The sequence below is a fragment of the Clostridium peptidivorans genome, assembly GCF_900205925.1.
GTDB lineage: Bacteria > Bacillota > Clostridia > Clostridiales > Clostridiaceae > Clostridium_AK > Clostridium_AK peptidivorans.
The window spans coordinates 202,069-220,064 of the sequence record NZ_OAOD01000004.1 but is presented as its reverse complement, the minus strand read 5'-3'; the positions used below and the strand labels follow the sequence as shown (position 1 = coordinate 220,064).

13 protein-coding genes are annotated in these 17,996 nt (G+C 30.0%); 5 read left to right on the top strand and 8 right to left on the bottom strand.

Annotated features, from left to right (window positions below; translation table 11 throughout):
- The first annotated feature begins 270 nt into the window (after positions 1-270).
- Both CRN98_RS05605 and CRN98_RS05600 read left to right on the top strand, forming a co-directional pair.
- The gene (locus CRN98_RS05605; RefSeq protein WP_097026435.1) at positions 271-2,127 is read left to right on the top strand and encodes an FAD-dependent oxidoreductase; all 1,857 of its coding nucleotides are present in this window, start codon (positions 271-273) and stop codon (positions 2,125-2,127) included.
- 112 nt (positions 2,128-2,239) lie between these two features.
- The gene (locus CRN98_RS05600; protein ID WP_097026434.1) at positions 2,240-3,205 is read left to right on the top strand and encodes a polyprenyl synthetase family protein; all 966 of its coding nucleotides are present in this window, start codon (positions 2,240-2,242) and stop codon (positions 3,203-3,205) included.
- A gap of 51 nt (positions 3,206-3,256) precedes the next feature.
- Here the strand turns inward: CRN98_RS05600 and cobS are convergent, their stop codons facing one another.
- The 3 genes from cobS to cobC are packed head-to-tail and all read right to left on the bottom strand — an operon-like array spanning position 3,257 to position 5,246.
- On the bottom strand, positions 3,257-4,015 hold the full coding sequence (gene cobS / locus CRN98_RS05595; RefSeq protein ID WP_097026433.1) for an adenosylcobinamide-GDP ribazoletransferase: 759 nt from the start codon (positions 4,013-4,015) through the stop codon (positions 3,257-3,259).
- Between the two features lie 36 nt (positions 4,016-4,051).
- Complete coding sequence (cobU, locus tag CRN98_RS05590; RefSeq protein WP_097026432.1) at positions 4,052-4,633, bottom strand: bifunctional adenosylcobinamide kinase/adenosylcobinamide-phosphate guanylyltransferase; 582 nt, start codon at positions 4,631-4,633, stop codon at positions 4,052-4,054.
- A gap of 19 nt (positions 4,634-4,652) precedes the next feature.
- Positions 4,653-5,246, bottom strand: a complete 594-nt coding sequence (cobC, locus tag CRN98_RS05585; RefSeq protein ID WP_097026431.1) for an alpha-ribazole phosphatase — start codon at positions 5,244-5,246, stop codon at positions 4,653-4,655.
- Between the two features lie 210 nt (positions 5,247-5,456).
- Here cobC and CRN98_RS05580 point away from each other — a divergent pair, with 210 nt between their 5' ends.
- The gene (locus CRN98_RS05580; RefSeq protein ID WP_097026430.1) at positions 5,457-6,797 is read left to right on the top strand and encodes a sensor histidine kinase; all 1,341 of its coding nucleotides are present in this window, start codon (positions 5,457-5,459) and stop codon (positions 6,795-6,797) included.
- Between the two features lie 18 nt (positions 6,798-6,815).
- Positions 6,816-7,616 (top strand): putative ABC transporter permease, encoded by an 801-nt coding sequence (locus CRN98_RS05575; RefSeq protein ID WP_097026429.1) that lies wholly within the window; start codon positions 6,816-6,818, stop codon positions 7,614-7,616.
- Between the two features lie 274 nt (positions 7,617-7,890).
- On the opposite strand, the gene CRN98_RS05570 is transcribed toward CRN98_RS05575, so the two are convergent.
- The 4 genes from CRN98_RS05570 to pepT form a co-directional block, all read right to left on the bottom strand.
- Positions 7,891-11,427 (bottom strand): AAA family ATPase, encoded by a 3,537-nt coding sequence (locus CRN98_RS05570; RefSeq protein WP_179631943.1) that lies wholly within the window; start codon positions 11,425-11,427, stop codon positions 7,891-7,893.
- Positions 11,417-12,631, bottom strand: coding sequence for an exonuclease SbcCD subunit D (locus CRN98_RS05565; RefSeq protein ID WP_097026427.1), 1,215 nt, complete (start codon positions 12,629-12,631; stop codon positions 11,417-11,419). The genes CRN98_RS05570 and CRN98_RS05565 overlap by 11 nt, the downstream gene beginning before the upstream one ends.
- Before the next feature lie 852 nt (positions 12,632-13,483).
- Positions 13,484-14,482, bottom strand: a complete 999-nt coding sequence (locus tag CRN98_RS05560; RefSeq protein ID WP_097026426.1) for a sensor histidine kinase — start codon at positions 14,480-14,482, stop codon at positions 13,484-13,486.
- Between the two features lie 194 nt (positions 14,483-14,676).
- Positions 14,677-15,903, bottom strand: coding sequence for a peptidase T (gene pepT / locus CRN98_RS05555; protein ID WP_097026425.1), 1,227 nt, complete (start codon positions 15,901-15,903; stop codon positions 14,677-14,679).
- A gap of 177 nt (positions 15,904-16,080) precedes the next feature.
- On the opposite strand from pepT, the gene CRN98_RS05550 reads away from it, so the two are divergent.
- Positions 16,081-16,974, top strand: coding sequence for a patatin-like phospholipase family protein (locus CRN98_RS05550; protein WP_097026424.1), 894 nt, complete (start codon positions 16,081-16,083; stop codon positions 16,972-16,974).
- Between the two features lie 3 nt (positions 16,975-16,977).
- On the opposite strand, the gene CRN98_RS05545 is transcribed toward CRN98_RS05550, so the two are convergent.
- On the bottom strand, positions 16,978-17,928 hold the full coding sequence (locus CRN98_RS05545) for an L-lactate dehydrogenase (protein ID WP_097026423.1): 951 nt from the start codon (positions 17,926-17,928) through the stop codon (positions 16,978-16,980).
- Between the last annotated feature and the right edge of the window lie 68 nt (positions 17,929-17,996).

Sequence of the window (17,996 nt, the reverse complement as noted above, 5' to 3'; positions counted from 1 at the left end):
CTTTAAAACCTTTACAATGAAATTATACACAAATATACGAATTTTTTCTAGTAAAATTTTCAATATTACATTATTTGTATTTACGTTACCTAATCAAAGTCAATTTATATATTGATAAATTCACATATGAACATATATTTACTGTTGCTATTTCATAACATGCTATTGTATCATGTATATGTCATTAAAAATGTAGACATATTGTTAATTTGGATATAAAATTTACTTATGAGGGTTATTAACTTTAAATATATAAGAAGAGGTGGTTAAATGTCGAATAACACAAAGATACTAATTTTAGGTGCTGGATACAGTGGCGTACATGTGGCAAAAAAACTAGCAAAGAAATATAAGAAAGATAGTTCTGTAGAAATAACATTAATTGATAAAAATCCCTTTCATACTTTAATGACAGAACTTCATGAAGTAGCAGGAGGAAGAGTTCATCCGGAATCAGTTCAAATTGAACTGAGTAAAATTTTTAGTAGAACAAAGGTTAATGTTGTTACAGATTATATAGAAAATGTAAATACTGATAATAAACTTGTAACAACTTCACATGGTAAATATGAGTATGATTATCTTGTAATAGGTACTGGCTCAGAACCTGCATTTTTTGGTGTGCCAGGCGTAAAAGAAAATGGATTTACACTTTGGTCATTTGAAGATGCACTAAGAATAAGAAGCCATATTCAATCTATGTTTGAAAAAGCTTCAAAAGAAAGAAATGAAAATAAAAGACATGAAATGCTTACTTTTGTGGTAGCAGGTTCTGGATTTACTGGAGTTGAAATGGCTGGAGAACTTCTTGAATGGAAGACTAAACTAGCTAAAGTTCACAATGTTGATGAAACAGAAGTTAAGCTTTTAGTTGTAGAAGCAATGTCCACTATTTTAAACATGCTTGATAGACAACAAGCAGATAAAGCTGAAAAGTATATGGCTAAACATGGAATTGAGCTTTTAAAGGACTCACCAATAACTGAAGTAACTTCAAACAGCATAAAACTAAAAGACGGAAAAGAAATTCCAACTCAAACTCTTATTTGGACTTGTGGTATACAAGCTAATCAAGAGTCAGAAGAATATGGATTAGAAACTGGACGTGCTGGTAGACTTGTTTCAAATGAATATTTGCAAGCAGCTGGAAAAGAAAATGTATTCGTAGTTGGGGATATTGCTTACAATGAAGAGGATTCCTGTGGTGCAAACCCTCAAATAGTTGAAGCAGCACTTCAAACTGGTGGTACAGTAGTTAATAATATAGTAGCGTCAATAGAAAAGAAAGAAATGTCTAAGTACAATGGAAAATACCATGGTTTTATGGTTTCAATTGGCGGAAGATATTGTGTTGCTAATCTTTCAGGTATGAAGCTCGCTGGATTCTTTGCAATGCTAATGAAACATTTGGTTAATCTTCATTATCTATGGGGAGTAAATAATATTAATGCTTGTTATCATTATTTAATTCATGAATTCTTCTCCATGGAAGATAAGAGAAGTATAATGAGAGGACATTTATCCTCAAAGGCAAATAGACTGTGGCTTGTTCCACTAAGATTGTTTATGGGTTGTATTTGGTTACTTGAAGGCTTAAAGAAATTTATTGGAGAAGATACTTGGGCTAAAGAAGGATTTAAATCATTACTTTATGGTGCAAATTCAGACAGCTGGATTATGTCAGGCAATATAAAAATGCCTTTTGAATGGTTATACACAGCAGCTAATTCTGGAGCTTCAGAAGCTGCCACTGGTACTACTCCACAGCCAATATTAAGCAGTATGCCAAGCTTTTATTCTGCAATAATGAAATTTATGATACCAAATGCTGATATAGCTGTTTGGTTCCAAAGAATGGTTGTTCTTATTGAAGTAGGTGTTGGACTTGCTTTACTTGCAGGATTATTTACCTTCTTAGCAAGTGCTGCATCAGCATTTATGGTTGTTAACTTTATCCTTTCAGCAATGGCTGGTTGGGACATATTATGGTACTTCTTTGGTGCTATTGCACTAATGGGCGGAGCTGGTAGAACCTTTGGCTTAGATTACTGGGTAATTCCATGGATAAATAATAAAGTTAGTAATTGGTGGCTTGGAAAGAAAATGCCTGTTTATAAACAAAAATAAAATAATATGAATATATATATAATAAATAATTAAAGCTAATAATAGGTAGAGTGAATCCCACTCTACCTTCTCACTATTTATAAGTTGATATTTAATGTAGAGGACTGATTATATGGATAAAATCTGGAATGACTATGAAGAGATAAAAACTGAATTGATTTCTGTAATTTCGATTATGGAAAAAAGCACTAAATGTAAAAATAAAAAGATAGAAAACTCCATAAAAGATTTAATTCACTCCGGTGGAAAAATGCTACGTCCAGCATTTGTTCTAATTTCATCACATTTTGGTGAGTATGATTCTAATAAAGCTAAATCTTTAGCTGCTGTAATGGAAATGATGCACATGGCTACTTTGGTTCATGATGATATTGTAGATGATTCTAAACTTAGACGAGGACAACCAACAACCCAATCAAAGTATGGCAAAGATTATGCAGTTTATATAGGAGATTTTCTATTTTGTGTTTGCTTTAAAATTTTAGCGTCAATGTCATCTCTTCAAAATATAAAAATAGATAGCAATTCCATGTCAAGAATTTGCTTAGGAGAAATAGATCAATTGAGTTCAAGATTTGATACTGAGCTTTCTATAAAAAGTTATTTAAGCAGAATTTCTGGTAAAACTGCTGAACTTTTTTCACTATCATTATATATTGGGGCTGCAGAAAGTGGTTGTAGCGATGCCCTTTCTAAGCAATTTTGGAAGATAGGACATAATATTGGAATGGCCTTTCAAATTATAGATGATACTTTAGACTATATCGGCACGGATGCTTCAATAAAAAAGACTCCAGCAAATGATATAAAACAAGGAATATTTACGTTACCGCTTATCTATGCTGCATTAAAAAGCAAAAAAGATTTTGAGCCCTATTTTAAAAAGGATTTCTTTTCCCATGAAGATGTAAATGACATAATTATGTTGGTAAATAAACATAACGGTGTAGATAAAGCAATAGATCTTGCAGATAAGTATACAAAAAAGGCCTTTAAACTAATAAATACCCTTCCTGAAAACCCATATAAAAAAGTTTTAAAAGAGCTTTCAGAAAAGCTTCTTATAAGAAAGTATTAACTAGGTATAATTTTAAATGGACAATATTCAATTAGAATATTGTCCATTATTTTATACATTTAAAATTGCCGTAAATGCTATTAAAATTGCAAGTTCAACAAATTCATTATTGGCACCTAAGCAGTCTCCAGTAATTCCCCCTATTTTATTATTAGAAAGTTTTAAAAATAATAAAGTAACAATAAAAGCCACAGGAATTATTATACTTGTGCTTTTCACCCCTATAAACACTACTGAAAGTGCTATAGTAATAATAAAACTTATTACAAAATGCCAAATGCTTATATTTCCTATAAATAAATTGCCTGTACCATTTTTCTTGGCCCTTTTACCTATTAAAAATAAAAATACTAATGCGCATCTACTGATAACTGGAGCAATTATTATTACAAAATGCCATCCTTTAAGTATTATAAAATTTAGTGCTGCATATCTTACTAAAATATCAAATATAAGTGCTACGGAAGCAAAGGTTCCTATACGGCTATCCTTCATTATTTCTATTATCTTATCTTTGTCTCCTTTAAATGAAAAAAATCCGTCAAATATGTCTCCAAAGCCATCCTGATGAAGGCATCCCATTATAAGCACCCCTACTGCTAAAGTTAAAACAGTAGTCACCTCTACAGGAAATAACTTTATACAAACATAGTACACTATCCACTGTATTCCTCCAACTAATAATCCTACTAAAGGAAGCATAGCTGCTCCATCTCTAAAATTTTTAGCTTCACAAGGAAGACTTCTTTTTACAGGAAGTCTTGTTAAAAATTGAATCATTAAAAGCAAATCATATATGTATTCCTTCATTATAATCACCTACATTAATTTATTAGTTATTAACTGTTATTTAATCTTAAGTGGCTGCCCACAGCATATAAGATAAACCTCATCACTTAAACTTCCTATGTATTGGTTTATAAAACCTGCAGTATCTCTAAATATTCTCCCAAGCTTATACTCCGGAACTAAACTCCAGCCAACTTCATTTGTAACTAATACTAAAGTTCTATTTAATTCTCGTGATTTTTCTATTAATCTTTTAAATTCTTCCTTTAAAAGTGCAGTTATTTTATCCACGTCCTCCATGGATATAAAATCAAAATCATTATCAAGTCCTATAGAGAGTAATCCCTGTTCCTTATCAAATAATGTATTTGTAGTCATTACTGTCACACAATCTAAAAGCATATATTTATTATCAAAATTTTGAATTTTATCCGCAAGGTTTTTATATCCCTCTAATGTATCCCACTTAGGATTCCTTCTTTCTTTATGCTTTGCCACTCTATCCTGCATTTCTTCATCTGTGACAACTGATGTTGCAATATACAATACATCATCCTTATCCTTTAATAAATTTTCTGCAAATGTGCTTTTTCCGCTTCTTGCTCCACCTGTAACTAATATTATTTTTCCCTGTTCCATACTAGTTTCCTCCTAAACTTTATATATCTGCATGAATAATAGAATCTATGTATAAATTTTCATACTCATATTTTACTAATGTTAAATCACCATTTTTTGAACCAAATTTCCAAAACACATCTAAATCTTCTCCCATAACATAAGTAAGTATAGATCTTATCACCCCACCATGAGTTACTAAGAGTACATTTTCATCCTCAAGCTTTAGTATTTCTTGAAAGAATACTTTTACTCTTTCATAAAAATCCACATAGCTTTCCCCCTCTGGAGGTGCATAATATTTCCAATCATCTGACCACTTTTGAAATTCTTTAGGATATTCCCTTTGTATATCTTCATAACTCTTTCCTTCAAATACTCCTAAATTCATTTCATTTAATCTTTTATCTCTTATAAAAGATATATCTTTATTTCTTGATATAATACTTGCACTAGATAGTGCTCTTTTCATATTACTTACATATATTTTATCAAAAGTTACATTTTTAACTTTGTTACTTATGTACTCTATTTGTTTTATTCCTTTACTTGTAATATCTACATCTAAATTACCATAATAAAATCCCTTTAAATTTTGTTCTGTCTGTCCATGCCTTAAAAGATATATATTCAACACTTTCACCTCTAATATTACTTATAAACACAATTTAATATTATGAAACTAATAAAAATATAGCACTTATTGTAGCTCATTGCAAATAATGTCTTATAAAAATACATAGCTTTTTAATATTATATAAGTTTTGTGAAGGATTTTCTGCACTTTTATAGAATACTTAAGTATATTTAGCGGATTTAGGTTTATGAAGGGAGTCAATTATTCATGTTGAAGGTACAAAATTCTAACAATAAAACATATTTAAATTCAAGTATGCCTTCCAATGATGATATTATAGAAGTGGTGTCATCCCACTTTCTGATGGATAAATTTAATGCTTCTCTTTTAGAATCACTTCTAATACATGCAAATGTAGGCATTACTGTGGTGGACGAACACTTCAATATAATTGTTTGGAACAATACTATGAGTAAAATTACAGGATTGCATGAAAGAGATGTAATAAACTCATGCCTTTTTAAGGCTTTTCCTTTTCTTAAGGAAATTCCGGATATTGAGTGCTTCGTTGAGAATAAAACTGTAAATAAATATTTATCCTCTGAGTCTTATGACTCTACTCCTTTATGCTCTTTTTGTCATAAATTTATAAATAATCAAGGTAGCCTTAGAAAGGTTGAAATAGAATTTAGCGCATCCAAGAGAAAAGATCAAAATTGGACTTTGATACTTATGAAAGATGTAACAGATAAAGAACTTTTAAAGGAGCTATCTGAAAAAATAGAAGCAGAAGATAAACTTCTTAAAAAGCTTCAAGAAATAGATAAGATGAAAACAGAATTCTTCGCAAATATATCCCACGAGCTTAGAACACCTATTAATGTAATATTAAGTGCTACACAACTTTTAGCTATGGATTTGCATGGACAGCTTTCAATACATCATGAGAAAAAAGAAATTTATTATAATAGCATAAAACAAAATTCATTTAGACTTATTAAAATAATAAACAATTTAATAGATATAACTAAACTAGAAGCTGGGTATTATAAATTATCTTGCTGCAACTATAATATTGTAGATGTGGTTGAAAATATAACACTATCCATAGCTAGTTATGTAGAGGATAAATCCATTGAACTTATATTTGATACAAATGTAGAAGAAAAAATAATATCCTGTGACCCTGAAAAAATCGAGAGAATAGTATTAAATTTAATATCTAATGCATTAAAATTTACTAATCCTGGTGGCTCGATCATGGTTACTTTAGAAGATTTAGGACATGAAGTTAAATTGTATGTTAAAGATACCGGAATTGGTATTCCCGAGGATAAATTAGATCTTATATTTGAAAGATTTTCTCAAGTAGATAGAACTTTAGAAAGAAACAAAGATGGCAGCGGCATAGGTCTTTCCTTAGTAAAATCTTTAGTAGAGCTTCATGGTGGATGGATAGATGTTAAAAGTAAATTTGGAAACGGTTGCGAATTTATAATCACGCTTCCTGCAGTGCTCACAAATGAAAAAATTAACACTTATGAAAACAATTTAACTGATAACTTAGTTGAAAGAATAAATATAGAGTTTTCAGATATATATAAATAATCCCACAAGGAGCTATGCATGAATGAGCTAAATTTAATAAACTATAATATTTATTATTTATTTTTATGCTTTACTATATATGCTTTTTTAGGTTGGGTTTTAGAAACTATATATGCCGCTATTAAAAATGGCAGTTTTATAAATAGAGGGTTCTTAAATGGACCCTTTTGTCCTATTTATGGCTTTGGAACTGTATTTTTAATAACATTTCTAAAACCCTTTATGAATAACATATTTATACTATTTATATTTTCTATTATACTTACTTCACTCCTAGAATATTTTACAGGATATGTTTTAGAAACCTTATTTCATAGTAGTTGGTGGGATTATAACAATAGAAAATATAATATAAAGGGCAGAATTTGTTTAGAGTTTTTAATATATTGGGGATTACTTTCAATTTTTATATTAAAAATAGTTCATCCAACTGTAGACTTCATTATAAAATGGATTCCTTTCCCAATTGGAACTTGGATTTTTTCTGCATTATTTGCATATTTTATAGCAGACTTTACAGCTACTTTAATAGAAGTAATTCATATGCATTCATTATTTAAAGAGCTACATAATATAAACTTAGAAATAAAAGAAAAACTTGAAAACTTAAACCTTCATATAAAAGCACTAAGAAGAAGCAGTCAAATTGAAGAGGCTTCAGAGAATTTAATAGCTGAGTTAAAAATTCGCCATGAATATATCATATCTAAAGCCATTAGAAGATCTTCAAGAATAAGAGCTGCCTTCCCTGAATTTAAATCTAAGAGGTTTAGTCAAGTGTTAAGGGATATAAGAGAAAAAATCTATGGTAAGAAATAATGCCTTATAATCTCCAATCTCTAAAAAATTACCGCATTTTTAATGCTGAATTAGGAGTATAGGATTTACATCTAGGAAAGCAGTTCACTGCGCAAAAAGCTCTAATATTTCCTCCTTTTAAAACGCCTAAGCCTTCTAAACTCGCTATCACTCAGACAGTAGAAGGCTCTTAACGGTGTTTTAAAATCAGAAATAAAGAGCTTTTAATGCTTGTTCAATGCTTTCTACGATGTAAATCCCATGCTATATTCAACATTAAAAATGTAGCAATTTCCTAACTGTATTCAATTCTTACCTTACTTCCACCAGTTCCTGATATTGGCGGCTCTACTATAAGTTTTACAGGTACTCTGTTTTTAAGCTCTTCCACATGGCTTATTATTCCTACGCTTAATTTATTACTTCTTAATCTTTCGAGAGACGTCATAACCACTTCTAAAAGAGTATTGTCCAAAGTTCCAAAACCTTCATCTAAGAAAAAGAACTCAAGAGGCGCACTTCCTTTTAACTGAATTTGAGAAGATAGCGCAAGAGCAAGGGCAAGGGATGTAACAAAGGTCTCTCCCCCCGAAAGTGTAGCTGTACTTCTTATGCTTCCACCATTGTTATCATCTCTTATGACAAAATTGCTATTTGGATCAAGCTGCAGTGCATATCTATCTCCTGTGATTTCCTTAAGCCTTTTAGATGATTCTAAGGCTATATACTTAAGATGATTGGTTGCCACAAATTCCACAAATTTATTTCCTTCCACAAGTTTTTCTATGTCTTGGATAAGGCTTAATTTATGTTTTATATTCTTTTGAAATTCCAGTAAACCTTCCACACTTTTTAAGGCCCTTTCCATGTCTTGAAGCTCTTTTTCCAAAGCTGCTATTTCTTTTATCTTTGATGTTAAAAGATTTGATTTTTCCTCTTTCTTATCTATAATTTGGAGCCATCTTTCTTCTTCAATGCTTTCTCCATTTAATCTTTCGTTAACTCTGGTTATATTATTTGTTGTATTTTTAAACTCTTCTTCAAATGAATCCACAGCAGTTCTTAGCCATTCTATTTCCTTAATTTCCATTAATGAATCCTCAGCATCTCCTAAGGTTACAAATCCATTTTCTATAAGAGCCTCATTTAATTTTGCTTGATACTGTTTTAATGATTCATTAAGACTTTCCTTTAACTGCTCTTCTCCCCATTTTCTTTCTTGAATAGCTTGTTTTTCAGCCTTTTCTCTTTCAAATGCTTCTTTAAGTTCCTTCTCATTTTTATTTATAAGATCTATTTTACTTATTATTTCTTTTATATAATTTTCAATCTCTCTTCCTTCAGAAAGCCTATTTATTTCCCCTTCTTCTGCTTTTATAAAGTTTGTTTTTTCTTTGCCACTTTGAGTTATAACATTCATTTGATTTTTAAACTCATTTAGCTTGGCTTCTAACCCACTCTTTATATTTTGAAGATTTTCTAATTTATTTCTTTCTTCTTTCAGTAAAACTTCCTTATTTTCTCTTTCTTTATCCTTTTTATTTATGTTTTCTAATTCCTTTATTAAGCTTTCTATGTTAAGCTCTCTTGCTATACTATTCCACTGATTTTTTAATTCCATATGTCTTTCTCTTAAGCCCTTGGTTTCAGAGTTAATTTCTTCTATGGAAACTTTACAGGAACTAATTTTCCCATCCAATGTAATTATGGATTTTTCAATAGTTAACTTTTCTTCCTTTATTTCATTTATTTTATTTTCTACTTTCTCTTTTTTAGTTTTATATTCCTTAATAGCTTTATCTAAATTATAAGCTTCTGCATTTAGCTTATTTACTTCTTGCTGAAATTCTTCTATTTTTATATATTTTAATTTATCCAGACAATCATTTAACTGTTCAGTTATATTACTTTGCTGCAGCTTAACTTGAAATAATTCTTCTTCAAATTTTCTTTTATCATTTTGTAAAATATCAGCTATTTCCTTAAGTTCCCCTTCTATCTTAAGTAAATCTTCTAATTTATCTAAAGAAGTATTTTCTGCTAAAGATGGATGATGTATGGAGCCGCATACTGGACAAGCTTTTCCTTCTTCAATTTCATTGACTAAAATAGAAGCCATGTTTTTCTTCTTGTATTCTTCTATATTTATTTTAATACTTCTAAGCGCATTTTCTTTCGTATTCAACTCAGTTATAACTTTTTCTAATTTATTTTCTAATAAAACCTTTTTTTCAGTAAAAGGCCTTAGTTTGTTTTGGAGCTCATATTTTTTCCCCTCATCCTTTAAAATTTCATCAAGTCTTTGACTTTTTAAATATCTTTCTTCCTTTAAAGATAATAAAGTGCTTTCATCCCCAGGATTTAGTTTTTCAAGCTCTTGCATTTCCTTTTGGAATAAGCTTAATGAGTGCGATAATTCTTCCTCTTTCTTCTTTAAAGCATCATAATTTTCATTAATCTTTTTCAGCTCATCTGCTTTTAAATTTAGCCTACTTTCTCCATTCTGAAGTCTTTTTGATAATTCTTTAAGTTCTCTTTCCTTTAAAGAACCTTCTTGTACCTTTTCTTTGAACGCACCTTGAACCTTTAAGTCACTTATATCCTTTTCCAAGCTTTCAATATTTAACTTTATCAGCTCTATATTTTTATTCACTTTATTTAATTCATTTTGTGTTGATTTTCCTTCTGCATCTCTTTTTTTCCACTCTATTTGCAGGGCATCTCTATCTTTTATTATAACATTTAGCTTTTCTTTTCTATCCTTGGCTATTAAAAGATCTGACTCCTTTTTAATTAAAATAGGAAGATTATTGTTTTTTTCTTCTAGTGCATAATTATATTTATTTTCTAATCGTCTTACGGTTACTTCCTTTAAGTTAAATTGTGTGTTTAGCATTTCTATATTAGCTTTATTTTTCTCAAGCTTTTCTTCTGTATCTATTACACTTTGCAGAAATGGTTTTACTTTTGAAGCCCTTATTCCTCTATCTAATCTATATTTTTTAAGCTTTATTTCTTCTTCTCTTTCTTTAATAATTTGAAGCTTTTCTAAATATCCATTAAGCTCCTGTTGAAGTTCCCAAATCCTTTTATACTTTTCATATTCCTTTTCAGCAGATGCTTTTTCTAAATTTAACTTTTCTTCTTCCTCATGAAGTAATTGTGCTTTTTCCTTTAAAGAATCATATTCTTCTTTTGATATTCCTTCAAAACTTTTTAATTGTCCCTCAAGCTGTTGGAGCTCAGTATATGTCTTTCCTCTAATCTTTTTTATCTTTTCTGAAAGATTTTTCCCGTACTTTTCAAGAAGAAATATTCTTTCCAGCATATCTCTCCTTTCCCTTCCCGTAAGCTTTAAAAATTCACTAAACTTACCCTGTGGAAGTACCACCGAACGAGTAAAATCATCTAAGGTAAGACCTATTATTGATTTTATGTTTTCCTCTACACTTCTAACCCCTTCTGCTATTATTTCTTTTTCATCACCTTTAATATATATAAGTCTAGAAGAAGTGGTTTTATATTTATTTCTATCCTTTTTATCTCTCTTTATAATCCTTTCTACACTATAAGTTTTTCTTATTCCCTCATTTAATACCTCAAATTCATAATATACATACAAATCTTCTGAAAAACTATTTATGTACTCATTGCTTCCCCTAGCAATAGAACCATAAAGAGATAATGTTATAGCATCTAATATAGTAGACTTACCGCTTCCTGTAGGACCAAATATTCCAAAAAGACCTCTCTCTACTAGCTCATCAAAATAAATATCCTGTTCCTCTATAAAGCTATTTAACCCTTTTATCTTAAGTCTTTTAGGCTTCATCTTCTTCATCTCCCTGTATTATACTTAAAAATAAATTCATAACTTCACTTTCAGGTTCTATTCCTCTTTGATTTGTATAAAATTCCTTAAATATTTCATCCATGGATTTTTCTTTTAAGCTTTCACAAGCAATTTCCTCTTCTACTTCACCTTTTATTTTAGGCTTTATTTCTACAATATCCTTTTTTAGCTCCCTAAGTGTTTTTATGTCTTCTTGAGATAAGAAGGTATCCATAGTAATCTCCAAGTATACCCATACTTCTCTTGAAGAGTTTTTTTCACATTTTTTTATAGCTTCTTCTATTCCATTGCACTTCCATACTTCAATTGGCTTATATGTATTTATCATAATAGTTTCTATCTTTGCTTCTTTCTTAGGCTCTACATCTACTATGTAAAGACATTTAGCATAGTTTATTTCACTTTTACTATATTGAATAGGAGATCCTGAATAATACACAGGACATTTTGCTCCCTTAACACTTTGTGGTTTATGAAGATGTCCTAATGCTACATATTGAGCATTTTCAGGGATTTTATCCACATCTATTGCAAGACTTCCACCAAGTTCTATAGGTCTTTCTGAATCACTGCTTTCTCCTCCTCTTATAAAGAGATGAGAAGCTATTACATTTACAGTATCTTCTCTAAATTTACAAGATAACTTTTCTAAAATTTCTCCTACCTTTTCTGCATAATCCCTTCTTCTAATTTCATCTTCTTGACTTTCAGAAATTATTTCATTTAGTCTTTTTTCACTTGGATAAGGAAGAGTTATAATAACTGCATTTTCATCTTTTATTTTGACCTCTATACATCCTTCACATGAGTCTATTACCTCTATATCTCCATAAACTCCTACAGGAACTATGGTTTTAGGAAGTGCCACCATTATAATTCCTTGCTCTTTAGCTAATGGATTTGCGGCTACAAGCCTTTCAGGATTATCATGATTACCTGAAATTATAAGTATTCCCCTTTTTCCTCCTTGAGAAATTCTATTAAGTGCTCTGTAAAATAAATTTTCAGCTCTAGCAGGTGGATTTGAATTATCATATATATCTCCTGCAATTATTACTAAATCTATATCATTTTCCTCTACAACTTTTATAAAGTCCTCCAAAAACAACTCTTGCTCTTCTAAACGGCTATATCCTTCTAAATTTTTTCCTAGGTGCCAATCTGATGTATGAAGTATTCGCAATATTATCACTTCCAATCTTAAGTATTTAAAGTATCACTTTATTTCTATTTTTTATATTATTAAAATTTAAATTTTATATTTATATTCATACTTAACTTTTAAACTAGTATTTATCCCAATTATACTAAACTTGTATTTCTTTTTCTAGCAAACTATTATAGTATCAAAGCTGTGTATATCTTCATATAATGTAATAACCTTGGATAATAGCCTCGGTCTTTTAAAGAGGAGGTGAAATTTATGTGTTGCTGCTTTTTTATATTCTTCATTATAATTATTGCGATAATTATTTCAATAATAAGGCATCTATTTAGGTGTTCTTGCTGCTGTTAATATAATATAATATAATATAATATAATACAAAAATAAAAAATTTGCATAGATCATTCAGGGGTGCCCTTACATGGCATCCCTTTTTTAATTCAAAAAACAAATAAAAAACTTCCAAGCCTTAATTATTGCATGGAAGTTTTTTATTTGTTTTTTGATAAATTATATTTTATCATATATTTAACCATGGAGACAGGGTTTCCCATGGTTTTCACTCCTTCCTAAAAATTTTATTAGGCGCTTCTTTTGTAAGCAGAGTTTTCTTCTTCTGGTTTTTCCATGCTTTCTTCTAAGCATTCGTCTATAACGTCTTGTGTTAAATTAAATACCTTTTCGTCTTTCATTCTATATTCCTCCTCTCCAATATTATGTTAACCTATTTTAGTATATGTATTAGTATATCACGTTTTTATTATTTTGCAAGATATTTCGTATTACAGTTCATTACAAAAGGTTTTGTAAATAGTAAACATATTTAAAAATATTGTCAAATAAGAAAGAACAGGGGTTACCTGTTCTTTCTTATTTGACATTTCCACTCAGTAAATCTGAAAGTTCGAGTACTGCTAATTCATTTTTTTCATAATTTACCCACTGGGATTTCACTTCTTTACTAAGTTCTTTATTAATTTTATTATGAGTTTTATTAATATTTTCTATAGGAAAGGTTATTATAAATTCGCTTCCTTTTCCCAGTTCACTTTTTAATTTAATATTTCCATTATGAAGTTCTACCATTGATTTTACTAAATAAAGTCCTATGCCACTACCTTTATCCTTACTATCTCTTGACGCTCCTTCTATTTGCTTAAATCTATCAAATATTACCTTTTGTTTATCCTTTGCAATACCTATCCCTGTATCTTTAACACTAATCTCAACTTTATCTTTTCTTTCATAAATATTTACATATATTTTTCCATCCCTAGGAGTAAACTTAGCTGCATTGGATAATAAATTTAGCATTACCCTTTCAATTTTTTCAGGGTCACAATCCATATACATTTCCTCTACTTCTGTATCGAAAATGCACTCTATATTTTTACTTTCTACATATTCTATCATAGACAATACGCTTTCTTCTACTACAGATACTATATTACAGTTTTTAAGCTGTAATTCATAAAACCCTGAGCTTATTTTTGTCATATCTATTAAGTTATTTATAAGCTTTAAAAGTCTTAGTGAATTTTGCTTAATTGCATCTATTTTTTTATGTAAATTTACCCCTTGTTCTTTTATCATTCCCTTTTGTATGTAAAGCTCTATGAGTTGTAAACCGCTAAGCATTACATTTAAAGGAGTTCTAAGTTCGTGTGACACATTTGTAAAAAACTCCGTTGTGACTTCATCCTGCACTTTAAGTTCATCTAAAAGCTGTTGAGTTTTTAGAAGCATTTCTTCTGCTTTTTTTCTTTTATATATGTTAATAATAAGCATAATTATTACAAAAATAAAAATTATAAACATTAAAACCCTATAAATATCCTGCTTGCTAAGCAAACTTTCTAAAGCTTCCATGATTTCAACTCCTTTTTGCTTTCATAATTTAATATTAACATTGTTTTTTTACCTTTTCAACAAATTGCAACATATTTTTTCAAAATAATTGTTATTTTTTACAATCTTTTAGCGTTTACTACAAATAATAAAAAAGAAAAACATCGATCCTTCCATGATCAATGTTTTTCTATAAATATAGTTTTATTAAGATATTAAAGTGTAGTTGTTTTTTCTACTACCTTAAGTATTACTTCTACTGCCTTTTCCATAGACTCTACAGGTATATATTCATACTTTCCATGAAAGTTATGTCCGCCTGTAAAAAAGTTTGGTGTAGGTAATCCCATAAAGGATAGTCTAGCACCATCAGTTCCTCCTCTTATTGGAGTTACCTTCGGAGTTACTCCTGCGTCAATCATAGCTTTATGCGCAATGTCTACTATATGTTTAACAGGTTCAATTTTTTCCTTCATATTATAATACTGATCTTTTACTTTTAAAGATACAAGTTCTCTTCCATACTTTTCATTTATTTTATTTGATATTTCTTGCATGACATTTTTTCTATTTTGGAAGCCTTCTTTATCAAAATCTCTTATTATATAGCTAAGTTCAGTCAGTTCTACCTCACCTTTTATAGAAGTTAAATGATAAAATCCTTCATATCCTTCTGTGTTTTCTGGAACTTCAGCTGCTGGAAGACTTCTCATAAATTCTGCAGCTACAAGTGCAGAATTTATCATAGCATTTTTAGCAGTACCTGGATGAACATTTCTTCCTTTTACGATTACCTTTGCTGAAGCAGCATTAAAGTTTTCATATTCTAATTCTCCTATGGCTCCTCCATCTACAGTATACGCAAAATCCGCATTGAATTTTTCCACATCAAAATGATTTGCACCTTCTCCAATTTCCTCATCTGGAGTAAAGGCTACCTTTATAGTACCGTGAGGAATTTCAGGATTATCTATTAAATACTTCATAGCAGTAACTATTTCTGCAACTCCTGCCTTATCATCTGCACCTAAAAGTGTAGTGCCATCAGTTGTAATTAATGTTTTACCTATGTAGTTTTTAAGATCTGGAAATTCATTAGGCATTAGCACTATATTATTTTCCTTATTTAAAACTATATCTCCTCCATCATAATTTTCCACAAACTGAGGATTTACATCTTTTCCACTCATATCTGGACTTGTATCCATGTGTGCTATAAATCCTACTATCGGAACCTTTTTATCTATATTTGAAGGAATTTCAGCCATTACATAATAATTTTCATCCACTGTTACATTGGTAAATCCTAAATTTTCAAGTTCTTTACCAAGTTCCTTTGCAAAAACTTTTTGACCTTCTGAGCTTGGAGTAACTCCTGATTCTTCATCTGATTTTGTATCAAGCTTTACATATTTCAAAAATCTTTCTACTACTTCTTTCATTTATATTCACGCTCCCTATTCATAATTTCTAGTTATTATAAACCTATTTTACCAATTTGCCCAAATAAAATCAAAGTATCCTAAAAATAAATTTCTAGCTTATAATTTAAAATTGAAATTTAACAATTTATTAAGCATATAAATATATTAATAGCATTTTGACGAGGAAGTGATGAAATGAAGTTTAACGCTGTTTTTGAAGGAGGAGGACTTCGAGCTATCGCCTTTGTTGGTGCACTATCCTGTTTAGAAAAGCAGGGATATATATGGGGAAATGCTGCTGGTACCTCTGCTGGTTCATTAATAGCCTCTTTGGTTTGCTCAGGCTATACTTCTAAAGAATTAAAAGATTTGCTTATAAATATAAACTTTCTTAAATTTATAGATAGCGATACACTTATAAAAAAAAATATGGTAACTAAGGCCATAAGCTTTTTTAAAGACAAGGGTATTTACTCAGGAGATTATTTAGAAGAGTGGTTAGATAAGTTACTTAAAGAAAAAGGAATAACAACCTTTGGAGATTTAAAATCAAAAAATAGATGTATTTTAAAAATAATAGCTTCTGATATAACGAAAAAAAGAATGCTAATCTTGCCTGATGATTTACCCGAATACGGCATTGATTCAGATAGTTTTTCTATTGCAAAAGCTGTTAGAATGAGCTGCAGCATCCCCTTTTACTTTAAGCCTGTAGAACTTAACTATAAGGATGGAACAAGTTTTATAGTAGATGGTTCTCTTTGTTGTAATTATCCAATAACTATATTTGATAATATGAATACTTCCATTTCCACTTTAGGATTTAAGTTCAAAGTATCTAATGTTAGCTATACTGCTCTAGGAAAAACCGATCCTCTTTCTCTATTATTTGATATGGCAGACACCATAAGAAAACAAAATGTAGAAGAAAACTGGATAAATGAAGAAAATCTAAAACGTTCAATTTTAATTCCTATAGAGGATGTGGATTCTAAAGAATTCGATATAAGTAAAGAAAAAAGCCTAAGTCTTTATCGCTCAGGCTATAGAAGTGCTCAGGAGTTTTTGGAAAGGCAAAGCCTTTCCTAACTCCTAGTCAAATTTTATTTCACTAAGGCTTTCCTTTAAAACTCCTGAAGATTCTTTTAAGTTTCTTTTTTCTTCTTCATTTAAGTTTACTTCAAGTATTCTTTTCGCACCAGTATCTCCTATTACTGTAGGCACTCCCAGATATACATCTTCAATGCCATATTCTCCTTTAAGTAAGGTGGATACTGTAAGTATTGAGTTTTCATCTCTAAGTATTGCTTCTACTATTCTTACAACTGCTAGTGCTACTGCATAGGAAGTATATCCTTTTCTATCCAATATTTCATATGCTGCATTTCTTACTTGATCAAGAATGCCCATCTTAAAGTCTCCGTCACAATTTTTGCATATACACTTACAATAGTTATCTACATCTATGCCCGCTATGTTAGTTAAACTCCAAGCAGCTATTTCAGAATCCCCATGTTCCCCTAATATATAAGAGTGAACATCTCTTACATCCACGTTAAAATGCTTACTTAAAAGATATCTAAATCTTGAACTGTCGAGCACAGTACCTGAACCAATTACCCTTTCAGGTGGAAATCCTGAAAGCTTATAAGTTACATATGTTAATATATCCACAGGGTTTGAAACCACAAGTAATATTGAGTTAGGACTATATTTTACTATTTCAGGTACCATGGATTTAAATATTTTATAATTTTTATCTATTAAATCAAGTCTTGTTTCTCCAGGTTTTGGCCCTGCTCCTGCAGTTATAATTACTATATCTGAATCCTTTGTATCTTTATAATCTCCGGCAATTATATCCACAGGCTTTACAAAAGGAATTCCATGAGCTAAGTCCATAACTTCCCCTATAGCTTTTTCTTTATTTATATCAACTATTACTATTTCCGAAGCTAACCCTTCCATCATCAATGCGTATGCAGTAGTAGAACCTACATATCCCGCACCTATTATAGAAATTTTTATAGTATTCTTATTCATAATATTCACCTCTAGTTTATATTTTCTTTCTAACTTAGGTATATTATAGCATAACTAATAATAATTAT